Raw genomic sequence first — 21,773 nt, forward strand, 5'->3', positions numbered from 1 at the left:
ATGTCCTCTTTTGCTAGAGCGTGGAGGGGTGGAAACGGTCGATGCCGAGATCGCCGATGCGGGTCTGGGTGCCGCCGTTGACGATCAGCTCCGCCATGACGGCGCCCGCGCCGGGGCCGAGCTGGAAACCGTGCAGCGAAAAACCGAATTGGTGATAGAGGCCCTTGTGCCGGCTGCTCGGTCCAAACACGGGCAGATCGTCCTTGGTCTTGGCCTCGATGCCGGCCCAGGCCCGCATGATCGTCGCGTCGCGCATGACCGGGAACAGCTCGAACACGGTGCGGGCGCTGGTCGCGAGGCTTTTCCAGTCCAACACCGTCTCGTTGCGATCCTGATGGGGCGTAGCCAAATGGCCGCCGCCGATCAGCACCGTGCCGTTCTTGAATTGCTTGAAGGACAGCTTGCGGCCGCGCAGGATCACGACCGGATCGATGAAATGCGGCACGCGCGAGGTGATCATCAACATCGGCGCCACCGTCTCGACCGGAACGGGCTCACCGAGCGCGGCTGCGATGGTCCCGGCCCAGGCGCCGGCGGCATTGACGAGCACCGGCGCGGCAAAGCTCTCGGCGCCGACATCGACATGCCAGAGACCATCGGTGTGCCGGATATTCGTGGCGGCAATGCCCTCGCGCACGGTCGCACCTAGTTGCTCCGCCTTGCGACGGAACGCCGTCGTCGCCTGCGCGGGATTGGCCGCACCGTCGCGGCGCGAGACCACGCCGCCGGGACAGGTCTCGGCCACCGCCGGCACGAGGCGCCGCAGCTCTGCGGCATCGATCAGCTCTTCGTGGGTGAAGCCGAGCGCGTTGAGCTCGGCCACACGTGCGCGGCAGACCGCGAGTTCCTCTTCGTTCTCGGCGACGAGGACCTGGCCATAGCTCTCAAAGCTGCAATCGTCGTCGAGGAGATCGGTGATCTTCTCCCAGATACCCATCGAGCGGATCGAAAGCGGGATTTCGGGGATGTGCCGCGCAAGCTGGCGCACGCCGCCGGCGTTGACACCGGAAGCGTGCCGGCCGGCATAGTCCTTCTCGATCAGCACCGGCTTGAGGCCGGCGAGACACAGATATAGCGCGGTCGAGCACCCGTGGATGCCGCCGCCGACGACGATCGCATCCACGTTTTTCGTCATCCGCGCACCACCGCCTTGATGTCGTCTGCGCTCTTCGGAACGGCGGCGAGCTCGGCGAGCGTGATCGGCTTGACCGGCGCGCGCAGCCGGTAATAGCCAATCTCCTGCGGGCTCTTGCCCCGCGCCTGCGCCATCAGCTCGGTGACGGTGAGGCCGCAGAGCCGGCCCTGGCACGGCCCCATGCCGGTGCGGCGGTAGGCCTTGAGCTGGTTCGGCCCGGTCGCGCCGATCGCGACGGCGTCGAGAATATCCTTTGCGGTGACCTCCTCACAGCGACAGACGATGGTGTCGCCTGCGGGAATGCGAAACTGCGGCGCCGGCCGGAACAGCGTGTCGAGAAAAACGCGACCACGTTCGGCCTTGGCGAGATCGGCGCGGAGGCTCGCCATCGGCGCAAATTTTTTTGCAGCCGCAGGCGCCAACGCCTCCACTGCCGCGCGTGCCGCGATGCGGCCGCGCACTACGGCTGCGTTCGCCCCGCCGATGCCGGCGCCGTCGCCAGCAATCGCAATGCCGGCGACCGACGAATTGCCGCTGGCATCCAGCACCGGAGACCAGCACAATTGCAAATCATCCCAGCGATGCTCGATTCCGGCCGCCATCGCCAGATTGACGTTGGGCACGACGCCCTGGTGCAGCAGCAAGAGATCCGCAAGGACGGTCTCGCGTTTGCCGCCGGCGACATAGCTGACGTTCGCGAGTTGGCCGTCACCAGAGGCAGCAAGCTCGCTGACACCTGAGACGACCTGCACCTTCGCCTTCACCTCGCGCATCATCGACAAGCCCTTGGCGAAATACGGCGAGGTCAGGAAAGCGAAAGCGTGGGGGAGTGCGGCGAAATAGTTTCCGCGCTCGGTGGTGTCGAGAATGCGATCGATGCGACCGCCGAGACGCAAGATCTGCGCGGCGAGCAGCCAGAGCAGCGGCCCCTGCCCCGCGATCACCGTGCGGCCATCCGGCACCAGGGCCGATGATTTCAACATGGTCTGCGCGGCGCCCGCGGTCATCACGCCCGGAAGCGTCCACCCGGGAATCGGAAACGGCCGCTCCAGCGCGCCGGTCGCGAGGATCACGCGCCTGGCCTTGACGAAGGCGGACGCGCCGCCGACCGAGACGGCGATATCGAGATTGCGATCGAGGCTCCAGACCGTCGCGCGCTGAATGACCTCCGCGTTGCCTGCGCGTAGCGCCTGCACGAGATCGGTACCGACCCAATAGTCCTCACCGAGCTGGCTGCGGTCGGTCACCGGCGTCGAGGCGATGGCACGAAACACCTGGCCTCCGGGGCCGATATTCTCGTCGAGCAGCAGCGTGGACAGGCCGGCTTCGGCGGCCGTCGCGGCGGCGGCAAGGCCGGCAGGCCCGGCCCCGATCACCACGACGTCATATTCTTCGCGCTTGGGAGCCACAGTCATTTCCCGATCTCCCGCTTGCCCTTCTGAATCTCGATCTGCATGCCGTCGGTGACCGGCACCAGGCAGCCCTGTCGGTTGCCGACGCCATCGATGGTGACGAGGCAATCGAAGCACACGCCCATCATGCAATAGGGCAAACGCAGCGCCCCGCTGACTGCGGTCGAACGGCGTGCATCGCAGCTCGAGGCCAGCAGCGCGGCGGAGACGGTGTCGCCCTGCCGCGCCGCGACGGCAACGCCATCGACGAAGATTTGCACCGCTGGCCGCTTGTCCTGCTCGGATCGTTTGAACATCCTGGCTCCTTCAATGTCCCTAGTAGCCGCTGTTGTTCGCGGCACCGGCGGCGCCAAAACGGCTGGCCGAGAACGCGCCGACCAGCTCGGGCTCGAGCGCGCCTTGCGCAACCATCCGCGCGATCTCGAAGGCGTGGTTGGAGGCGAGTGTCACCCCGGAGTGGCAGCAGGCGACGAAGGCACCGGGATGCGTCTCCGACTGGTCGTAGATCGGAAAGCCGTCCTGCGGCATGACGCGGATGCCGGCCCAGCTCCGGACCACGTTGAGCCGCGCGAGATGCGGAAACATGCGCTGGGCGCGATCCGTCATCACGGCGCTGATCGAGTGCTTCAGCGCGCGATCGTCGAGCTCGTCTTCCTTGCTGTCGCCGATCATCACCGTGCCCTCGTCGGTCTGGCGGATCGTGGTCAGCGGATGCGGCAGAAAGGGCATGGTGCGCTCGGTCACCACGATCTGGCCGCGGGTCGGGCCCATCGGGGCGTGGAGACCGACCATCGGCGCCAGGGTCTGGTTAGCATTGCCGGCGGCGAGCACGATCTTGGCGGCACGGAGCTCGCCCTGCGGCGTGGTCAGGCAGAATTCGCCGCTGCTCCTGCTGATCGCCGAGACCGGGCGCTCCGGAAGATAATCGATGCCGAATGCCTTGAAGCCGGTGTGGAACGCACGAAACGTGCGCAGCGAATTGACGTGACCGTCGAGTGGACAATAACTGCCGCCGGAGACCTCGGGCCCGATCAGCGGCAGCGCCTTCTTCACCTCGGATGCCGGCAGCATCTCCATCTTGTAATCGGCGGCACCCGTCTGGTTGTGCATGCGCTTGACCAGCTCGGCGCGCTGACCGAACTCGTCCTCGCCAAGCGTCAGATGAAAACCGCCGTTCTGCTGAAGCGAGACATCGAGGCCGGTCTGCTGCTTCAGCTCGGACGCGAGCCGGCTCCATGCCTGTGACGCTTGCACGGTCCACACCGTATAGGCCGGCATGCCGAGCCCCTTGCTCTGCACCCAGACCAGCGCAAAGTTGGCACGCGAGGCACGCTTGGTGATGTCGCCTTCATCGAGCACGGCGACGCTCTTGCCGAGTCGGCCGAGGCCCCAGGCAATGGCGGAGCCGAGCAATCCGCCACCGACGACGGCGACGTCGTAATCTGTTCGCATGGACTCTCCTATCGCCCTGTATCGCCCTTGCCGGCGAGCACGCGGTCGAGCCCGTAGAAGCGGTCGAGCAGAATGAGGGCGGTCATGGTGATCGCGATCACGCAGGCCGAGACTGAAATCACCAGCGGATCGATGTTGTCCTGGATGTACAGAAACATGCGCACCGGCAATGTTTCGGTGCCGGGTGCCGCGAGGAAGACGGTCATGGTGAGATCGTCGAAGGACTGGATGAAGGCGAGCGCCCAGCCGCTGATGACGCCGGGCAGGATCAACGGCAGCGTGACGCGGCGGAACAGCGTCCAGCCGCCGGCGCCGAGCGAGACCGCGGCCATCTCGACCGAGAGGTCCATGCCGGTCGCTGCCGCCAGCGTCAGCCGCAGTGCGAACGGAAACACGATGATGACATGCGCGATGATCAGCGCGGCGAAGCTGCCGCCGAGGCCAGCCGAAGTGAAGAAGCGCAGGAACGCGATGCCGAGCACGACATGCGGGATCATCAGCGGCGACAGAAACAGCGCCGCCAGTGCGTCTCGACCGCGGAACCGATAGCGCGCGATCGCCAGCGCCGCAGGCACCGCGAATAGCAGCGCCACGAGAGAGGACAGTGCGCCAAGGCCAAGACTGACCCAGAAAGCGTGGACGAATTCGGGATAGTTGGCGATCGCCCTGAACCAGCGCAGCGAAAAGCCGTTTGTCGGCAGCGACAAGAAGCCTTCAGGCGTGAACGCGACGAGGCAGACGACGAGGATCGGCGCCACCATGACGATGACGAAGATGGTGTGGAAGATCAACGCCAGCGGGCCATTCCGGCTCATCGGAACACCTCCGCGTAACGACGCTCGATCAGCGCGTTGCTGCCGACGACGATCAAGACCAGCGCGGCCAGCAGCAGCGTGGCGACCGCCGCACCCAGCGGCCAGTTCAGCGTGTTGAGGAACTCGTCATAGGCCAGCGTCGCCGCGACCTTGAGTCGGCGGCCGCCGATGATCGCGGGCGTCGCAAACGCACTGGCCGAGAGCGAGAACACGATGATCGCCCCCGACAGCACGCCCGGCATGATCTGCGGCATGATGATGCGGCGGATGATGGTCACAGGGCCGGCGCCGAGCGACATCGCGGCATTCTCGATCTGCGGATCGAGCCGCTGCAGCGCCGCCCACACCGACAGCACCATGAAGGGCATCATCACGTGCGCGAGCGCGATAACCATTCCGGTCTCGGTGAACATGAAGGGGATAGGCGCGCGGATCAACCCGACCGACATCAAGAGCTTGTTGACGAGGCCGTTATTGCCGCCGAACAGCAGCGCCCAGCCGAGCGTCCGCGCCACCACGGAAATCAACAGCGGCCCCAGGATGACCAGCAGGAAAACGCTCTTCCAGCGTCCGCCCATGCGGTTGAGGATGTAGGCTTCGGGCGCACCGAGCAGCGCGGTGAGCAGCGTGGTCAGGATTGCGATGCGAAACGTCCGCCCGAACATCTCGGCGTAATAGGGATCGGTGACGATCTCGTGCCAGTTCTTGAGGATGAAGACCGGCTCGATGCCCTTGTACTGGCCCCAATCGTGGAACGACAGCATCACGGTCATTGCCAGCGGAATCAGGAGCACGCCGACGAACAGCATCAAAGCGGGCGCGGTCAGCGCCCACGGCGTGCGTACGTTTCGTTCCTCGGCGGAAGCGCTCATGCGACGCCTCTCACGCCCATGTCTTCCGGTCGCCAGGTGAGGTGAACTGCCTCGCCTTCGACCGGTTGCGACCGGCCGTCATTCTGGCGGATCACGGTCGCCGGGCCACATTCGCTCTCGCACTGGAACAGCCAGTGATTGCCCTGGAAGATGCGGGTGACGATCTTTGCGCTGAGGCCTGCGTCGCCAAAGTCGATCCGCTCGGGGCGAATGCTGACGGTGACGGGACCGCTACGCCCGGCAGGCGCAGGCGCGCTCCACGAGCCGGCGATCAATCGCCCAGGCGCACTGGTCCGATCGATCGTCGCGGCAAAGTCGTTGGTCTTTCCCAAAAACTGCGAGACGAAGGCCGAGGCCGGCTTCTCATAAGCCTCTTGCGGCGTGCCGATCTGCTCGATCCGGCCCTGGCTCATCACCACGATGCGGTCGGACAACGACATCGCCTCGTTCTGGTCGTGGGTGACGAGGATCGTGGTGGTGCCGATGGTACGCTGGATCTGGCGCAGCTCGATCTGCATCTCCTCGCGCAGCTTGGCGTCGAGATTCGATAGCGGCTCGTCGAGCAACAGCACGCTCGGCTTGATCACCAGCGCGCGCGCCAGCGCCACGCGCTGCTGCTGGCCGCCGGACATGCGACGCGGATGGCGATCCTCGTAGCCGGCAAGCCCGACCATCGCGAGCGCTGCGCGAACGCGCTCGGTCCGTTCGCCGCGCGGCACATTGCGCATCTCGAGCCCGAAGGCGACATTCTCGGCCGCGGTCATGTGCGGAAACAGCGCGTAGCTCTGGAACACGATCCCGAGCCCGCGTTTGGCCGGATGGATCGCGGTCAGATCCTTGCCTTGCAGCCGGATCGCGCCGCGGGTGGGATCGAGGAAGCCCGCGATCATCTGCAGGGTCGTGGTCTTGCCGCAGCCGGAGGGGCCGAGAAAGGAGACGAACTCCCCCTTCCCGACCGCGAGACTGAAGTCGTCGACGACAGTCTGCGCTCCGAATTGCTTGGCGACCCCTTCGAGCTCGAGATAGGCCATCGCACTGTCTCCGGGATGACCGATCAGCGCTCGACCTCGCGATTCCAGCGCTTGGTCCATTCCTCGCGCTTCTCGTTGATGACGGTCCAGTCCGGATTATAGAGCTTTGCCGCGCGCTCGCCGATCGGCGCCATCTTGCCGAGCTCGGGCGGGATCACCAGCGATTTCAGCACCGGGCCGTAGCCGTAATCCTTCAGCATCACGAGCTGGATCTTGGGTTCGAGCAGCATCTTGACGAAGCTAGACGCAAGCGGCGAGGCGTTCGGCTTGGTGATCGGACAGGCGGTCGTCAGCAACGTCGCGGCGCCCTCCTTCGGATAGACGAAATCGACGGGGAAGCCGGTATTGGCAAAGCTCTGCACGCGGCCGGTGCCCCACACCGCGATCACAGCCTGCCCGGACTGGAACAGCTCGGTCATCTTGCCCGGCGACGGCTCATAGGCGAGCACGTTCGGATTGATCTGCTCCTTGAAGATCTTGAAGCCGGAATCGACATTGGACTCGCCGCCGCCATTCATCTTCGACAGCATCACCAGCGCTTCGAGGCCATAGGTGTTGTTGATCGGCGGGATCACGAGCTGCTTGGCGTATTTCGTGTCCTTGAGATCGTTCCAGGAGGTCGGCGGCGCCCAGCCCTTCTCCGCAAACACCTTGGTGTTGTACATCAGGCCGGTCGCGACGATGCCGATCGCGACCGCACGATCGTCCTTGAAGCGCGCGGTGTCGTAGAGATCGGTCGGCAGGCCATCGAGCTTGCCGCAGAAGCCGAGTTGGATCGCCTGGTACATCGGGCCGTCGTCCACGATGGCGACGTCGATCTGCTGGTTGCCCTTCTGCGCCTGCAGCTTGGCCAGCGTGTCGGTGGAGTTGCCGGCGACGTACTCGACCTTGACGCCGTTCTCCTTCTCGAAAGTCGGGATCACCTCGTCGCGGATGGTCTTCTCGAACGAGCCGCCATAGCCGGCGACATAGAGCGTCTTTTGCTGAGCCGTGGCAACCGACGGGGCGGCGATGAGGGCCGCGATGCTGACCGCTGTCAGAAGGCGAAAAGTCTTCATGTGGTCCGATCTCCATACCGGGATGAGGTGACGTGCCGACGAGTCTCGTTGGCTGGACCTTCCGCATTTCCTTCCGCGCAAAACCCCTCTCCGACCAGGGCTCCGGCCCCTGCTCGACAGGTTTGGCGCGATCCGGAGGTTCGAACCCCTCCAATCTGCCGAAAAAGCGGGCCGTCTCCAGCTCTGATGAAAAAGATCGCAAACTCCGGCTTCCGTCGTCCAATGAATAATGGCACCCTCTGTATGCCTAAATGTTATGAATGGAATTCAGGATGGCGCGCATCAATTCGCGGCAGGTGGAAGCCTTCCGGGCTACGATGCTGACCGGCAGCGTGACTGAGGCGGCGGCGCTGATGAAAGTGACGCAGCCGGCGGTCAGCCGCTTGCTGCGCGACCTCCAGGCGCTGCTGAAGATGGAGCTGTTCGAGCGGCGCGGCACCGGCCTCGTGCCGACCGCTGCGGCAATGGCGCTCTACACCGAAGTCGAGCGCTCCTTCGTCGGCCTTGAACGGATCACGGCGGCAGCCGAGGAAATCCGCGGCCGCCGCACCGGCTCACTGCGGATCGCGGCACTTCCAGCATTGTCCAATGGCTATTTGCCGCGGCTCACCGGGCACTTCCTGAAGGAGCGGCCGAACCTCAACCTCGCTTTCTTCGGCGTGATCTCGCCGATCGTGGTCGACTGGGTACTGAACAATCAGTGCGACGTCGGCTTTGCCGAGGTGCCCATCGCGCATTCGGGCTTGCCGAGCCAGAAGCTGCCGGCGCCCGCGCGTGTGGCTGTACTGCCCACCGGTCACCGCCTCGCGGAAAAGGAAGTGCTGGAGCCCCGCGACTTCGAGGGCGAGACTTTCATCTCGCTGTCGGCGGGCTCGTCGAGCCGCCACCTCGTCGACCAGGTCTTCCATCGCCACGATGTCCGCCGCGTGCTCAGGGTCGAGACCACGCTGTCGGAGATCATGTGCGGCATGGTGTCGTCAGGACTTGGCGTCGCCATCTGCGATCCCTTCACCGCCCAGGAATTTTCTACCCGCGGCGTCGTCGTGCGCCGCTTCCTGCCGCGCATCGACTTCGAATTCTCGGCGGTCTTTCCGGCACAGCGCAGCCCCTCGCCGGTAGCGCTCGATCTGGTCGAGACCATACGCAAGGCGCTCGCCGAATTCGACGAGCCACCCCTCAGCCGTTGAACGCCGCCTGTGCCTCCGGCAGGTCCCAGATCTTGCCAATCGCAGCGGTGCCGGCAGCCGTGATCGCGGCCTCGTCGGCGCCGAGATAGCGGCCGGCATCGACCAGCATGCGGCCGTCGACCATGACCTGATCGATATTGGCGCGATTGGCGAGCGCGATCAGCGCGCGGCGCGGGTCGAACAGCGGCTGAAGATGCGGATGGGTGAGATCGACGATCGTGAGGTCGGCGGTCGCGCCCGGCTCGATACGGCCGAGATCGGGCCGCTTGATGACATCGGCCGCGATTGCCGTGTTCGCCTCGATCAACTCGGGCGCGTTCGCGACATCGGCACGCGCCGAGGTGATCTTGGAGATCAGCGACGCCGCATTGAGCTCGCCGAGCAGGTCCATGTTGTAGCCGTCGGTGCCGACCACCGTGCGCACGCCGTGCTCCGCGAACTGGCTGAAGGCCGCGGTGACGCCGGCGCGCGCGAACACGCGCGGGCAGTTGAGAACCGTCATACCGCGCGCGGCCATCAGCTTGAGATCGTCATCGGTGCTGAACATGCAGTGCGCCGCCATCAGGTCGGGCGCCAGCAGGCCGAGCCAGTCGAGATATTGCGCCGGCGTGCGGCCGCCATAGCGCTTGCCGATGGTTTCGACCTCGGCGCGGCTCTGCGCCATATGCGTCGTGACGGGCACGCCGAGCTCGCGTGCCCGCGCGGCACAGGCCCTCAACAGATCAGGCCCGCAGGTGTCGGTGGCATGCGGACTCATCGCAAGGCCGATGCGGCCGTCGCCGCGATTATTCCAGCGCTGGTAGAGTGCATCCCAGGTCGCCATGTCGGCTGTGCCGTCATCGCCGGAATAGTGCACCACGCCGTCGGGGCCGGCCTTGGCGTCCGACGTCGAGAACAGATAGGGCGCGCCGTAGAAGCGGATGCCCATCTCCTCGGCGGCATCGAACATCTCCGGGATCGAGTTGCGGAACGGCTCCATCACCGTGGTGGCGCCGCCCTTCAGGAGTTGGAGGATGCCGAGCCGCGCGACCGCCATGCGCTCTTCCGCCGATAAGATATCTGCACCGCGCTTGGTCAGCGGCAAAAGCACCGTGTAAACGATGCTCTGGTTGTTGCGGCGGCCGTTGCCGTCCTCGGTGTGGCTGCGCGCCACCGCTTCGGAGAAGCAGTGATTGTGCAGGTTCAACAGGCCCGGCAGAACGAAGCGGCCGGGACGGTCATGCACCTCGTCCGCCCGCGGCTTGTCGCGCGTGACCGCGGCAATCTTCTTGCCTTCGACCAGAACCCAATGGTCGCGCAACACGTCCTGCGCGCCGTCCTTGCGTGACAGCACATAGCTGCCGAAGATTGCGATCGTGCTCATGCGGGGCGTACGTTCCAGAAAACGGCGGTGCCGTCGAGAATGCCGGTGATGGCTTTGCGATAGGCAGTCGGCTGCTTGTACAGGCCAATCGGAATATAGGGGATTTCCTGGAAAGCCACCGCCTGGATCTCACGGCAGATGCGCTGCTGCTCCGCGAGCTCGGAGGCCGCCAGCCACTGGCTGCGCAGGCCGGCCATCTTCTCGCTCGCATACCAGCCGGCGACCTTGCCCTCACCACGGATATTGGTGTTGCCGGCCGGATTGAGCCAGTCGATGCCCTGCCAGTTGCCGACCGCCGCGCTCCAGCCGCCCTGCCCGATCGGGTCCTTCTTGAGTTGGCGTTGCAGCACCACGGCGAAATCGAGCCCGGCATATTCGACGTTCATGCCGGCCTTGCGCAAGGAGTCGACGGCGATCTCGCCAAGCGGCTTCTGCGCCAGTGAGTTGGTGGGCACGAGCACCACGACCTTCTCGCCATTATACCCCGCGGCCTTGAGATCGGCCTTCACTTTGGCGTAGTCACGCGGGCCGCGGAAGACATCGAGGCCGACATCGCTGGCCATCGGCGTATTCGGCGCGAAATAGCCGATCGGTGAGACCTGGAAGTTCGGATCGGTACCGGCCACCGCGGTCATGAAGGCGGATTGATCGATGGCCCCCAGGAGCGCGCGGCGAACGGCAGGATTGTCGAACGGTGACTGAAGATGATTGAGGCGCAGCATGCAGGCGTAACCGCGGGGATCGAGGATCCGCGTCTCGATGTCGCCGGCCGCCTTGATGATCGGCAGCAGGTCGTGTGGCGTGGTCTCTTGCCAGTCCTGCTCCCCGGTCTGCAGCGCGGCGACGCCGGTGCCGGCATCGGGCGTGGTGGTCCAGACCACCCGATCGTAGTGCACGATCTTCGGGCCCGCTGTCCAATCCGGCTTGCCGTCCGTGCGCGGCTGATAGCGCTCGAACCTGGCATACGCGTTGCGCGCACCCTGCACGCGCTCGTCGGCGAGATAGCGGAACGGGCCGCTGCCGATCACTTCGGTGAGCGGCTTGAACGGATCCTGGCCCGCCAGCCGCTCCGGCATCATGAAGCACGCGTTGATCGCGGCCTTGCCCAGCGCTTGCGGCAACAGCGGGAATGGACGTTTGAGGCGGAAGCGGATGGTGCGGTCGTCAGTGGCCGACAGCTTGTCAGTCGCCTCCATCAGCTCGCCGCCAAAGCCGTCGCGCGCGGCCCAGCGGCGGATGCTCGCGACGCAGTCGCGGGCGAGCACGCGCTCGCCATCGTGCCAGAACAGACCGTCACGCAAGCTGAGGTCCCATTGCAGCCGGTCGCCGGAGACGACATGGCCCGACAGCATCTGAGGCGAGACCTGGAGCGAAGAGCTCATGCCGTAGAGCGTGTCGTAGACCATGAAGCCGTGGTTTCGCGACACTTGTGCCGTCGAATAGATGGGATCGACGAAGGCGAGGTCGATCACCGGAATGAAGCGTAGCGTGGTCTGGGATTCGGCGCGCAGGATGCCCGGAAATGACAGCGCCGGCACCGCGGCTACGGCCTTGAGGAGCGAACGGCGGGAGACGGGCATTGCAAGAGGCTCCTGAAGGATCTTACGTGTTCAACAAGACCGCGCCGATCGCAGCGGCCACCGCCTGCTGCGCCGGCTCGACCACGGGCACACCGATGGCATCCGCAATCGCCGCGCGGTGCGAGGCCATGCCGGCGCAGCCCATCACCACGACATCGGCAAGGCATTGCGAGACCAGCGCGCGGCCGGCTTCAATCAACCGTCCCCGGATGTCCGCGCCTGCCGTCTCCGCCGCGCTCGCGCCGACCGACCAGCTTCCGGCATAGCGGCTGTCGATGCCCATCAGCCGCACCATCCGCTGCTGGCGGCGAATGCTCGACGGCGACAGCGCGATGACGCCAAATCGCTCGCCCAGCATCATTGCGCGAAAGATGCCGCACTCGGCGATGCCCATCACCGGGCGCCCGCCGGCCGCCTCGCGCACCGCATGCAGGCCGGGATCACTGAAGCAGGCGAGCACGAAGGCATCCGCATCGGCGCGCGACACACGGTTGACCAGCGGCATCACCATGCTGTCGGCGTCGCGTTGCGAGCTGATGCCCGGCGGCCCCCCGGCAAGGCCGACGACCTCGATTGCGGGTCCGCCGGCGATGCGTAGCGGCGCGACGGCGTCGTCGATCGCCGCCGTCACCGATGCGGAGGAGTTGGGGTTGATGACGAGGATACGGGTCATGGCGTGGCTCAACTTTTTCCGGCCTCGTGGCGCAGGAAGTTGGCCGCGATCTTCTCACCGGTCGTGATCCAGACATCCGGGCACGACTTTGCGTAGGTCAGGAATTCGCGCAGCAGGCGCAGCCGCATCGGTCGACCGCTGCATTGTGGATGCAGCACGGTCGTCACCATCGCGCCCCAGTCTCTGGTTTCGTCGAGCTCGTCCTTCCAGATCGAGAGCACATGCTCCTTGGGGAAGATCGAGCGGGGGCTGAAGCGCGCGGACAGGCCGTGCATCCAGTCGTCATAGCTGGCGGTCACCGGCAGCTCGATCGTGCCCGGCTTGCCGTCGGCGAGACGATGCCGATAGGGCCGCACGTCGTCGCGGAACGAGGAGGTGTAGACGATGCCGTGGCGCACCAAGGCCACCCGCAGCTCCTCGGTGAACTCGCCGTAGGGCGCGCGGTAGCCGGTCGGCCTGACGCCAAGCCGGCGCTTGAGCGCCTCGAACCCGCGCTCGAGCTCCTCCTCGATCCAGGGATCGCCGGGATCGGGCAACAGATGGTGATAGCCGTGGTGGCCGATCTCGTGACCGGCCTTGAGAATGGCCTCGGCCATCGCCGGATGCGCGTCGACCGACCATCCCGTGACGAAGAAGGTCGCCTTGAGATCGAGCTGTTCGAGCAGCTCCAGGAGCTTCGGCGTGCCGACGCGTGCCTCATAGCCGCCATAGCTCATGGTGATGAGCCGCTGCGCATGCACCGCGTCCTTGCTGGTCCAGGCGCTCTCCGCGTCCACGTCGAACGACAGGAACATCGCCGAATTGTACGGCTTCGGCCAGGGGTATTCCGGCGCAGGATCCGCGGTGTTGGCTGGGGTGAGCGGAATGCTCTGGAGTGCCTTACTGTCCAGCATTGAGGGTCGCCTTTTCGAGTGCGTTGTCGGTCAGTTTCCACTTGGCAAGCAGCGTGCGATAGGTGCCGTCCGTGATCAGCGCATCGACCGCCTCCAGCATGGCTTGCTGCAGCGCCTTTTCCTTGACCGGCAGAGCGATGCCGGTGAATTGCTGCGCGATGGGCTCGCCCACGGTCGCATAGGTGCCGGGCTCGAGGTCCATGATGTAGGGCAGCGTCTCGTTGCCCTGGGCGGCGGCATCGATGCGGCCCTGCCTGAGCTGGGTGCGGGCGTCGGCCGAGCCGTCGGTGCCGACGAACTGGATCGGATTGGTGCCGCAATTCTTCTCGCTCCAGGCCGCGATCTGCGCCGGGAACATGGTGCGGCGGCTGGCGCCGACCTTCTTGCCACAGAGCGCGGCTGCGTCCTTGAACTCCGCCTTGCGCGACTGCTGCACGAAGAACTGCGGGCCGCTGCGCAAATAATCGACGAAGGACGCGATCTCGTGCCGGCTGGCATAGTCCGTGAAGCCGGACAGGATGGCGTCCACCCGCCCGGTCGAGATCGACGGCATGAACTCGGCAAAGCTGGTCTCCTGCCACTCGATCTTGACGCCGAGCTTGCGGCCGATGGCCCCGCCGAGATCGATGTCGAAGCCGGACAACGCGTTGGTGGCGGGATCGCGGAACTCCATCGGCGGATAGTTCGGCACCAGCGCGACCTTGATGCTGCCGCGCTTGGCGATCTCCGCCGGCAGCTCGACTGCCATGACCGGAGCGCTCATGGCGCCAACGAGTGCCGCCGTAACCAGAAGTCTCTTCATCGATACGCCCCCATTCAGATCACTGCCGAAAGAAATGCCTTGGTACGCTCCTCGCGCGGCGCGCCCAAGACATCGGATGCGCGCCCGTGCTCGATGATCGCGCCCTGGTCCATGTAGACGACGCGGTCGGCGACCTCGCGCGCGAAGCCGAGTTCGTGCGTCACGACCATCATGCTCATGCCGCTCCGCGCCAGCTCCTTCATGACCGCCAAGACCTCGCCGACGAGCTCGGGATCGAGCGCGCTGGTCGGCTCGTCGAACAGCATCAGCATCGGCTTCATGGCAAGCGCGCGGGCAATCGCGACCCGCTGCTGCTGGCCGCCGGAGAGCTGGGCGGGATACGCGTCCGCTTTGGCCGACAATCCGACGCGCCGCAGCAGCTCGATCGCCTCAGCGCGCACCTCGTCGGATTTTCGGCCTTGAACCTGGAGCGGACCCTCGGTGATGTTTTCGAGCGCGGTCTTGTGCGGAAACAGGTTGAAGCGCTGGAACACCATGCCGGTTTTCAGCCGTTGCCGCCCGATTTCGCGCTCGCTGAGCCGATGCAGTCGTCCGCCCTGCTCGCGCACGCCCAGGAGCTCGCCGTCGAGCCAGATGCCGCCGCTGTCGATCGCCGCGAGCTGGTTGATGCAGCGGAGCAGTGTGGTCTTGCCCGAGCCGGAGGCGCCGATCAGACACATCACCTCGCCGGGCCAGACGTCGAGCGTGACGCTCTTGAGAGCCTGGAACTCGCCGAAATTCTTGGCGACGGAGCGAATCGCGACGAGGGGTCTTGTCATCGCGCGAGCCGCAATGTGCCGCGCGCAAAACGGCGTTCGAGCAGCATCTGGAGCGGCGTCAGGATTGAGACGACGAGCAGGTACCAGAGCCCGGCCACGATCAGGAGCTCGATCACGCGCGAATTGGCGTAGTAGATGTTTTCGGCGTTGTGCAGCAGTTCCGGATACTGGATGACGCTGGCGAGCGAGGTCGCCTTCACCATGCCGATGAACTCGTTGCCAAGCGGCGGGATCACCACCCGCATCGCCTGCGGCAGCACGATCCGGCGCAGCGCACGCAGGCGTCCCATGCCAATCGCCTGCGCGGCCTCATATTGCCCGATATCGACTGACAGCATGCCGGCGCGCATCACTTCCGAGGTATAGGCACCCTGGTTGATGCCGAGCCCGAGCAGCGCGGCAAGGAACGGCGTCATGACGTCGACGGCGCGCGCACTCCACAGGCCGGGAATGCCGATGGTCGGAAACACCAGCGCGAGATTGAACCACAGCAGCAGTTGCAGGATCAGCGGCGTACCGCGGAACAACCAAGTGTAGCCGGCGGCAACGGTCTTCAGTACCGGGTTGGGCGACAGCCGCATGATCGCGACGATGACGCCAAGGAAGATACCGAGCGCCATCGCCAGCACCGCCATCACCATGGTGTTGACGATGCCCTCTATGATCACCTTTGCGGTCAGGAAGCGGCCGACATAAGACCATTCGATCTGGCCGCCCGCAAAAGCGCGCCCGATCAATGCAAGCACGAGGACGATCAGCGCCGCGCTGAGCCAGCGAAACCAGTGCGGCTCGCGCGCGACCCGCATTCCCGACAGATCGGGAAAACCCTCCGCGAGTGCCGGTGCCGGCTTCATTGCGGCGCCGCGTTCAGCATGGGCTGGGCGACCGCGTTGCCGCCAAGGCTCCATTTGTCGAGGACAGCCTTGTAGGAACCGTCGGCGATCATCGCGATGAGCTTCTCGGTCACCACTTCACGAAGCGCCGCATCGTCCTTGCGGAACATGATGCCCTGATAGCCTTTGGCAAAGGGCTCGCCGATCACGCGGTATTTGCCGGGTTCCTGCGTCTGCGCATAAGGCAGCGTCTCGCTGCCCTGTACGGCGGCGTCGATGCGGCCCTGCTTGAGCTGGTTGCGGACGTCGATCGAGTTCTCGCCCGGCACGTACTGGATCGCCGGCTTGCCGGCCGCCTCGCAATTCTGCTTGCTCCACTTCTCGATCTCGACCGGGAAGCTGGTGCTGCGGGTGGTCCCGACCTTCTTGCCGCAGAGATCGGTCGCAGCCTTGGCTTCGTTCTCCGCCATCACGAAGAACTGCGGGCCGGTCCCGAGATAATCGACGAAATCTGCGGTCTCGCGCCGCGAGGCGCGATCGGAGATGCCGGAGATGATGAAGTCGGCGCGCCTGGTCTGGAGCGACGGGATCAATTCGGCGAACGGCGTCTCGCTCCAGACGATCTTCACGCCGAGGCGCTTGGCGAGCTCGTTCGCCAGATCGACGTCGAGCCCGACGAGCTCATTCGTTGCGGGATCGCGATGTTCCATCGGCGCGTATGTCGAGTTGACCGTGAGCTTCAACGCGCCCGCTTGCTTGATCTCGGCCGGAAGCTCCGCCGCCTGCGCGGACGTGGCGGCCGTCAGCGCTGCGATGCCGAGGAAATACGAGAGGCGCGTCATATCGGCTCCTTTGCCAACGTTGTTGGAACGTCCTGTCAGTCCGCGTCGAGAACCGCGGGTTCGATGACGCCGGCGCGTTCGGTGATCACCCTGTATTGCTCCGGCCGCCGGTGCGCGGCGAAGTTGAACATCTTGTCCTTGCCCTGGCGGCAGAGGTCCAGATCGATATCGGCGACGATCACCTCGTCGGTCAGCGTTGCGGCCTGCGCGACGATGCGGCCATTGGGATCGACGATGCAGGAGCCGCCGATCAGCCCGGAGCCGTCCTCCTCGCCCGCCTTCGCCACCGAGATCGCCCAGGTCGCGTTCATATAGGCGTTGGCCTGCGTCACCAGCGTGGAGTGGAAGGTGCGCAAGGAGGCATCTTCCGTGCTACCGCCATTGGGATCATAGGCCGCCGAATTGTAGCCGATGCAGACAAGCTCGACGCCCTGCAGGCCAAGCACGCGCCAGGATTCCGGCCAGCGGCGATCGTTGCAGATCATCATGCCCATAATGGCGTGGGCCCAGGCCGAGCCGGCGCGGAAGGCCGGAAAGCCGAGGTCGCCATAGTCGAAATAGCGTTTCTCAAGCTGCTGGTAGCGCGCACCTTGTCGCGGCTCGACCGAGCCCGGCAGGTGCACCTTGCGATAGCGGCCGAGCAGCTCGCCGTCGCGGTCAACCAGGATGGCGCAATTGTAGCGGCGTCCATCCGGCGTCAGCTCGGCATAGCCAACATAGAAGCCGACGCGCAGCGCACGCGCACGGTCAAACAAGGCGGCGACGTTCGGGTTCGGCATTCCGCGTTCGAAATAATGGTCGAGCGCGTCGCCTTCGAGCAACCAGCGCGGAAAGAATGTGGTGAAGGCAAGCTCGGGAAACACCACGAGGCTGGCGCCGCGGCCGGCCGCCTCTTCCAGCAGCGCAAGCATCCGCGACAGCGTATGCTCGCGCGGATCGGCTTTTTGCGTCGGCCCCATCTGTGCGGCGGCAGCGCGAAGGACACGAACCAAGATTGCCTCCAATCTGTGCGCAGTGGCGCCTCAATGGGCGGATGAACCCTTTGATGCGACGTGCAAATCCGCGGCCATTACGCGGAAGCGGGGCTGCAAAATCAATTCGTTCTGCTATGATGTTTTGGCCCAGAGTATAATCGGCAGTGATATGAACCTGCGCCAGCTCGAGATTCTCCGCGCCGTCATCCGCCACCGCACCACGGTTGCGGCCGCCGACGAACTAGCGCTGTCGCAGCCTGCAGTCAGCAATGCGCTGAAGACGATGGAGGCGCAGGCGGGTTTTGCGCTGTTCGAGCGCGTCAACAACCGGCTGTTTCCGACCACGGAAGCGATGGCGCTCTACAAGGAGAGCGAGGCGATCTTCGCGCTGCACGCAAAGCTCGAGAACCGCGTGCGCGATCTGCGCGAGAACCGCTCCGGGCATCTCGCGCTGGTCGCGACGCCGCCGCTCGCCTACAGCATCATCCCCGCGGCGCTGTCAGGCTTCCTGCGCCGCCGCCCGGAGACGCGGGTGTTCTTCGACGTGCGGCGCTATGAGGGCATCATCGAAGGCGTGCTCAACCGCGTCGCCGAGCTCGGCTTCGCGCTCGGGCTGACACATCATCCGGGCATCGCCCATGAGGTGGTGCACACCGGCGAGATGGTCTGCGTGCTGCCGCCGCAGCACCCGCTCGCCGACCGGCCGGTGATCTCGGCAGCCGACCTGTCCGGCCTGCCCTTCATCGGGCTCGAGCGCGGCACGCGGCTTGGCGAGGCCGTGCGCGACAGTTTCGCACGCGCCGGCGCGCCGTTCCAGCCGACCGTCGAGGTGCGCTACTGCAACACGGCCTGCGTGCTCGCCGCCGCTGGCGTCGGCGCCGCGGTGGTCGATCCCTTCTCGCCACGGCAGAACGGCTGGACCGGCCTCGCCGTACGGCCGTTCGCGCCGACGACGCACGCCGTGGCCTATATGCTATGGTCGGAAGCCGAGCCGCTGTCGCGCCTGGCCAAGGCGTTTCTCAACGAGGTCCGGAAAGAGAGTGCGCTGCTGGAGCGCACAGCGCCACACCAACAACATGGGGCAGGAAGCGACTGAGCTTGACCTTTACCGGAGGGCACATGGCACGCATCACCATCATCGAGACCGGACAGGTCCCACAAAAATATCGCGAGCGCCACGGTTCGTTCCCCGACATGTTCGAGCGCATGGTCCGCGCCGAGGACCCGACAGCTACGGTCGACATCGTCAGCATCCCGAACGGCGATGCGCTTCCCGACCCGCGCAATTTGGAGGCGGTGCTGATCACCGGCGCCGCCGCCGGCGTCTATGACGGGCTCGACTGGATCGCGCCGCTGGAAGATTTCGTGCGCACCGCCTACGCCAACAGGACACCAATGGTCGGCGTCTGCTTCGGCCATCAGCTGATCGCGCAGGCGCTCGGCGGCACTGTGCGCAAGTCGGAGAAGGGCTGGGGCATCGGCCGGCACGTCTATCAGGTGCTGCCGGACAACGGCGTCATCGACGACGAAGCGGTCGCCATCGCCTGCTCGCATCAGGACCAGGTGATGGAGCCGCCCAACGATGCGCTGACGATCCTCTCCTCCGATTTCACCCCGCATGCCGGCCTGCTCTACGCCAACGGCGCGACGCTCACCCTGCAGCCGCATCCGGAGTTCGACGTGGAGTTTGCGCAAGTGTGCTGCGAGCTGCGCATCGGCAAGGCGCCGGAGGATGTCGTTGCCACCGCGAGGGAATCACTGGCGCAGCCGATGGATCACGCCAAGCTTGGTGGCGCGATTACGAGATTTCTAGCGCGCAGGTCCACCTCCTCATCCTGACGAGCGCGCTCCCGCGCGCGTCTCGAAGGATAGAGGCCCAAATGCAGCAACCGGGCCTGCATGGTTCGAGACGCCGCTTCGCGGCTCCTCACCATGAGGGGAGAGAGTTGTTTGCAAGCCTCAGAACGGATCCGTCCCCAGCCCCGCCACATCCGCAGGCCTCGGCCCCGGTGCCGGCCAGTGAAACCGCCGGTCCTTCTCCGCAATCGCGATGTCGTTGATCGAGGCTTCGCGGCGCCGCATCAGGCCGTGCTCGTCGAACTCCCACTGCTCGTTGCCGTAGGAGCGATACCACTGGCCGCTCGCATCGTGCCATTCGTATTGGAAGCGAACCGCGATGCGGTTTTCGTCGAACGCCCAGAGGTCCTTGATCAGGCGGTAGTCGTGCTCCTTCTCCCATTTGCGGGTGAGGAACGTGACGATGGCCTCGCGCCCCTGAAAAACCTCGGAGCGATTGCGCCAGCGGCTGTCCTCGGTATAGGCGAGCGAGACGCGCACCGGGTCGCGCGAATTCCAGGCATCCTCGGCCATGCGGGCCTTTTGCGCTGCGGTCTCACGGGTAAAGGGCGGGAGCGGCGGGCGCGACATGAGGGCCTCATCGGTTGGCGGGAGTGCAATCTATCGCCGCGCGCGGGGGAGTCGAGAGGGCCGTCCGCTATCGCCCGATCACGAAATCGGATCAGCCTTCATCAAGGCGCGGATCGATTTCGGGATCGGCTGGGCACGTCCGCCGCTGATGAAGGCGACCCGCACCTCGGCTTTGACCAGCACGACTTCGCCGCGCCGCACCTCCTGCGCCAGCATGATGGAGGCGCCCTTCACGGCGACCGGCCAGGTCACGACATCGAGCACGTCATCCATCCGGGCAGGCTTGAGGAAATCGAGATGCATCGAGCGCACCACGAAGGCGAAGCTTGCGTCTTCCGCCTCGGCCTGCTCGAACAATGCCTGCTGCTCGGCGCCCATCAGCCGCAGATGATTGGTCCGCCCGCGCTCCATGAAGCGCAGATAGTTGGCGTGATAGACGATGCCGGAAAACTCTGGTTTGACGATATCGCAACAGAATGCCAAGTTCTTGATTTCGTTGGGGCGCTGGAGGGCGATAGCGTGAACAAGCGCAGATTTTTCTACGTCCCTTTCATGGCGAGCCGCAGCGCCTTCGGGATCAGCTTCAGTGTTCACCTAGCTCGCCTCGAGAGAAATGTCAGCCCGGCCGCGAGCATAGCGGCCCGAAGGGGCATGCGGGACGAGTGCAGCGACAACACCGGTGTTTGAGCGGTACGCGGGAACGGGGCCGTGATAACGCTCGCCACAGGCGAGCCCGTTTTCCGAGTGCCCCCGGCGAGGAGCACTTTATGGCTTGCGCGAGGCATCGTGATCCGAAGGGCCGAGACAGCATGGCTCGGCAAGCTGGCTCATAGAGCCCCGTCCGCGGCGCGGCCGCGCCCACAACCTAATTAGACCCGTACTTGTGCCATGGGCGAAACCGCGGCACTTATGAGCCTGATTTCGGGAGATCCTATCGCGGACCTCACACCACTGACCCACATTAAGAACGTGTGCGGTTATTTGCGTGAGAGTTTCCGGGTTCGTTGCTCCGTCGGCGCCGCCCCTGACCGAAAGCCCAACCGATCGCTCCTGCTTTGACGGTTTCGTTCGCGGAGCCGGAGCAGGACTGGCGTGTATCGTACTCCGTCAACCCAGCTCCATGGCCTGGCCGGAATAGTCGACGAACAGCTTCTCGCCGGCGACATGGACCTGGGGACAGGATGGGCTTGAGGGGGCCGGCCCATTGCTTGTAGCGTTCGCATAGCTGAAGCAGTCGGAGTTAGGCAAAAGACCAAGGTAGCTGGGTTGCAGACTGTCAGCGGTGCGCGCCTCCTGGTTCCCCCCGATCGCAATCGCTGAAATAGCGATCACGATCGGCTGGAAACGGTGATCACGATGCTCTGGAATGGGCGATCACGATGGCTTGGACTCCGTGATCACGAACGGCTGGAACACGCACTTACCGGGCGCCCCGTCGACCTACCACGCTACTACGTCGCGACGTGGAGCGATGCCGTCAAGCTGTCGGGTGCGCAAGAGGCAGGACACCGCGCTGATCTACGCTCGCAAGCGAAGGGGCATGTCAAGGAGTTGGAGATATGTGCAACGCCGCAACCTGACGCGGCGTTTGATTCACGCATTTCTTCCAGCGCCAATGTTGCGATGCAGTTACAGCAATTTGCGT

Annotated in this window: 22 protein-coding genes; 3 read left to right on the forward strand and 19 right to left on the reverse strand. The window is 65.2% G+C overall.

Annotated elements, in window-relative coordinates; translation table 11 throughout:
* Positions 1-13: 13 nt before the first annotated feature.
* From AC0L23_RS33550 to AC0L23_RS33585, 8 genes are read right to left on the reverse strand one after another with little or no spacing between them, the layout of a single operon-like run.
* On the reverse strand, positions 14-1,135 hold the full coding sequence (locus AC0L23_RS33550) for an NAD(P)/FAD-dependent oxidoreductase (protein WP_018453758.1): 1,122 nt from the start codon (positions 1,133-1,135) through the stop codon (positions 14-16).
* Positions 1,132-2,550: an FAD/NAD(P)-dependent oxidoreductase gene (locus tag AC0L23_RS33555; RefSeq protein ID WP_085359491.1), complete on the reverse strand. Its 1,419-nt coding sequence runs from the start codon at positions 2,548-2,550 to the stop codon at positions 1,132-1,134. Before AC0L23_RS33555 ends, AC0L23_RS33550 begins: the two co-directional genes overlap by 4 nt.
* The gene (locus AC0L23_RS33560) at positions 2,547-2,843 is read right to left on the reverse strand and encodes a (2Fe-2S)-binding protein (protein ID WP_018453756.1); all 297 of its coding nucleotides are present in this window, start codon (positions 2,841-2,843) and stop codon (positions 2,547-2,549) included. Before AC0L23_RS33560 ends, AC0L23_RS33555 begins: the two co-directional genes overlap by 4 nt.
* A 19-nt stretch (positions 2,844-2,862) precedes the next feature.
* A complete protein-coding gene (locus tag AC0L23_RS33565) occupies positions 2,863-3,999 on the reverse strand; it encodes an NAD(P)/FAD-dependent oxidoreductase (protein WP_085359493.1) in 1,137 nt (378 codons plus the stop codon).
* An 8-nt stretch (positions 4,000-4,007) separates the two neighbouring features.
* Positions 4,008-4,814: an ABC transporter permease gene (locus AC0L23_RS33570; protein ID WP_473357961.1), complete on the reverse strand. Its 807-nt coding sequence runs from the start codon at positions 4,812-4,814 to the stop codon at positions 4,008-4,010.
* Positions 4,811-5,686: an ABC transporter permease gene (locus AC0L23_RS33575; RefSeq protein ID WP_085348928.1), complete on the reverse strand. Its 876-nt coding sequence runs from the start codon at positions 5,684-5,686 to the stop codon at positions 4,811-4,813. Before AC0L23_RS33575 ends, AC0L23_RS33570 begins: the two co-directional genes overlap by 4 nt.
* Positions 5,683-6,717 (reverse strand): ABC transporter ATP-binding protein, encoded by a 1,035-nt coding sequence (locus tag AC0L23_RS33580; protein WP_085384902.1) that lies wholly within the window; start codon positions 6,715-6,717, stop codon positions 5,683-5,685. Before AC0L23_RS33580 ends, AC0L23_RS33575 begins: the two co-directional genes overlap by 4 nt.
* A 23-nt stretch (positions 6,718-6,740) precedes the next feature.
* Complete coding sequence (locus AC0L23_RS33585) at positions 6,741-7,775, reverse strand: ABC transporter substrate-binding protein (protein WP_018453751.1); 1,035 nt, start codon at positions 7,773-7,775, stop codon at positions 6,741-6,743.
* Positions 7,776-8,047: 272 nt separating this feature from the next.
* On the opposite strand from AC0L23_RS33585, the gene AC0L23_RS33590 reads away from it, so the two are divergent.
* Positions 8,048-8,962 carry a LysR substrate-binding domain-containing protein gene (locus AC0L23_RS33590; RefSeq protein ID WP_085359495.1) on the forward strand — a complete coding sequence of 305 codons (915 nt, stop codon included), beginning with the start codon at positions 8,048-8,050 and terminating at the stop codon, positions 8,960-8,962.
* Here AC0L23_RS33590 and AC0L23_RS33595 read toward each other — a convergent pair.
* The 9 genes from AC0L23_RS33595 to AC0L23_RS33635 are packed head-to-tail and all read right to left on the reverse strand — an operon-like array spanning position 8,952 to position 17,719.
* The gene (locus AC0L23_RS33595) at positions 8,952-10,325 is read right to left on the reverse strand and encodes an amidohydrolase family protein (RefSeq protein WP_085348932.1); all 1,374 of its coding nucleotides are present in this window, start codon (positions 10,323-10,325) and stop codon (positions 8,952-8,954) included. The genes AC0L23_RS33590 and AC0L23_RS33595 overlap by 11 nt on opposite strands.
* Complete coding sequence (locus AC0L23_RS33600) at positions 10,322-11,905, reverse strand: ABC transporter substrate-binding protein (RefSeq protein ID WP_473357962.1); 1,584 nt, start codon at positions 11,903-11,905, stop codon at positions 10,322-10,324. Before AC0L23_RS33600 ends, AC0L23_RS33595 begins: the two co-directional genes overlap by 4 nt.
* A 22-nt stretch (positions 11,906-11,927) precedes the next feature.
* A complete protein-coding gene (locus AC0L23_RS33605) occupies positions 11,928-12,578 on the reverse strand; it encodes an aspartate/glutamate racemase family protein (RefSeq protein ID WP_085359497.1) in 651 nt (216 codons plus the stop codon).
* Between the two features lie 8 nt (positions 12,579-12,586).
* Entirely contained in the window at positions 12,587-13,471 is an 885-nt protein-coding gene (locus AC0L23_RS33610; RefSeq protein ID WP_085348935.1) for a polysaccharide deacetylase family protein, read from the reverse strand.
* Positions 13,458-14,273 carry an ABC transporter substrate-binding protein gene (locus AC0L23_RS33615; RefSeq protein ID WP_085359499.1) on the reverse strand — a complete coding sequence of 272 codons (816 nt, stop codon included), beginning with the start codon at positions 14,271-14,273 and terminating at the stop codon, positions 13,458-13,460. Before AC0L23_RS33615 ends, AC0L23_RS33610 begins: the two co-directional genes overlap by 14 nt.
* 14 nt (positions 14,274-14,287) lie before the next feature.
* Positions 14,288-15,052: an amino acid ABC transporter ATP-binding protein gene (locus AC0L23_RS33620; protein ID WP_085348937.1), complete on the reverse strand. Its 765-nt coding sequence runs from the start codon at positions 15,050-15,052 to the stop codon at positions 14,288-14,290.
* Positions 15,049-15,906, reverse strand: coding sequence for an amino acid ABC transporter permease (locus AC0L23_RS33625; protein WP_473357963.1), 858 nt, complete (start codon positions 15,904-15,906; stop codon positions 15,049-15,051). Before AC0L23_RS33625 ends, AC0L23_RS33620 begins: the two co-directional genes overlap by 4 nt.
* Positions 15,903-16,727, reverse strand: coding sequence for an ABC transporter substrate-binding protein (locus AC0L23_RS33630; protein WP_085359501.1), 825 nt, complete (start codon positions 16,725-16,727; stop codon positions 15,903-15,905). Before AC0L23_RS33630 ends, AC0L23_RS33625 begins: the two co-directional genes overlap by 4 nt.
* Positions 16,728-16,762: 35 nt before the next feature.
* Positions 16,763-17,719 (reverse strand): N-carbamoyl-D-amino-acid hydrolase, encoded by a 957-nt coding sequence (locus AC0L23_RS33635; RefSeq protein WP_083926347.1) that lies wholly within the window; start codon positions 17,717-17,719, stop codon positions 16,763-16,765.
* A gap of 151 nt (positions 17,720-17,870) precedes the next feature.
* On the opposite strand from AC0L23_RS33635, the gene AC0L23_RS33640 reads away from it, so the two are divergent.
* Both AC0L23_RS33640 and AC0L23_RS33645 read left to right on the forward strand, forming a co-directional pair.
* Entirely contained in the window at positions 17,871-18,797 is a 927-nt protein-coding gene (locus AC0L23_RS33640) for a LysR family transcriptional regulator (protein WP_085359503.1), read from the forward strand.
* A 23-nt stretch (positions 18,798-18,820) separates the two neighbouring features.
* The gene (locus AC0L23_RS33645) at positions 18,821-19,540 is read left to right on the forward strand and encodes a type 1 glutamine amidotransferase (protein ID WP_085359505.1); all 720 of its coding nucleotides are present in this window, start codon (positions 18,821-18,823) and stop codon (positions 19,538-19,540) included.
* Positions 19,541-19,660: 120 nt separating this feature from the next.
* On the opposite strand, the gene AC0L23_RS33650 is transcribed toward AC0L23_RS33645, so the two are convergent.
* Both AC0L23_RS33650 and AC0L23_RS33655 read right to left on the reverse strand, forming a co-directional pair.
* Positions 19,661-20,128 (reverse strand): nuclear transport factor 2 family protein, encoded by a 468-nt coding sequence (locus AC0L23_RS33650; protein WP_085359507.1) that lies wholly within the window; start codon positions 20,126-20,128, stop codon positions 19,661-19,663.
* Positions 20,129-20,206: 78 nt separating this feature from the next.
* Positions 20,207-20,611 (reverse strand): YbgC/FadM family acyl-CoA thioesterase, encoded by a 405-nt coding sequence (locus tag AC0L23_RS33655; protein ID WP_456653426.1) that lies wholly within the window; start codon positions 20,609-20,611, stop codon positions 20,207-20,209.
* Positions 20,612-21,773: the final 1,162 nt, after the last annotated feature.

The sequence above is a fragment of the Bradyrhizobium sp. MI1.4 genome, assembly GCF_055811315.1.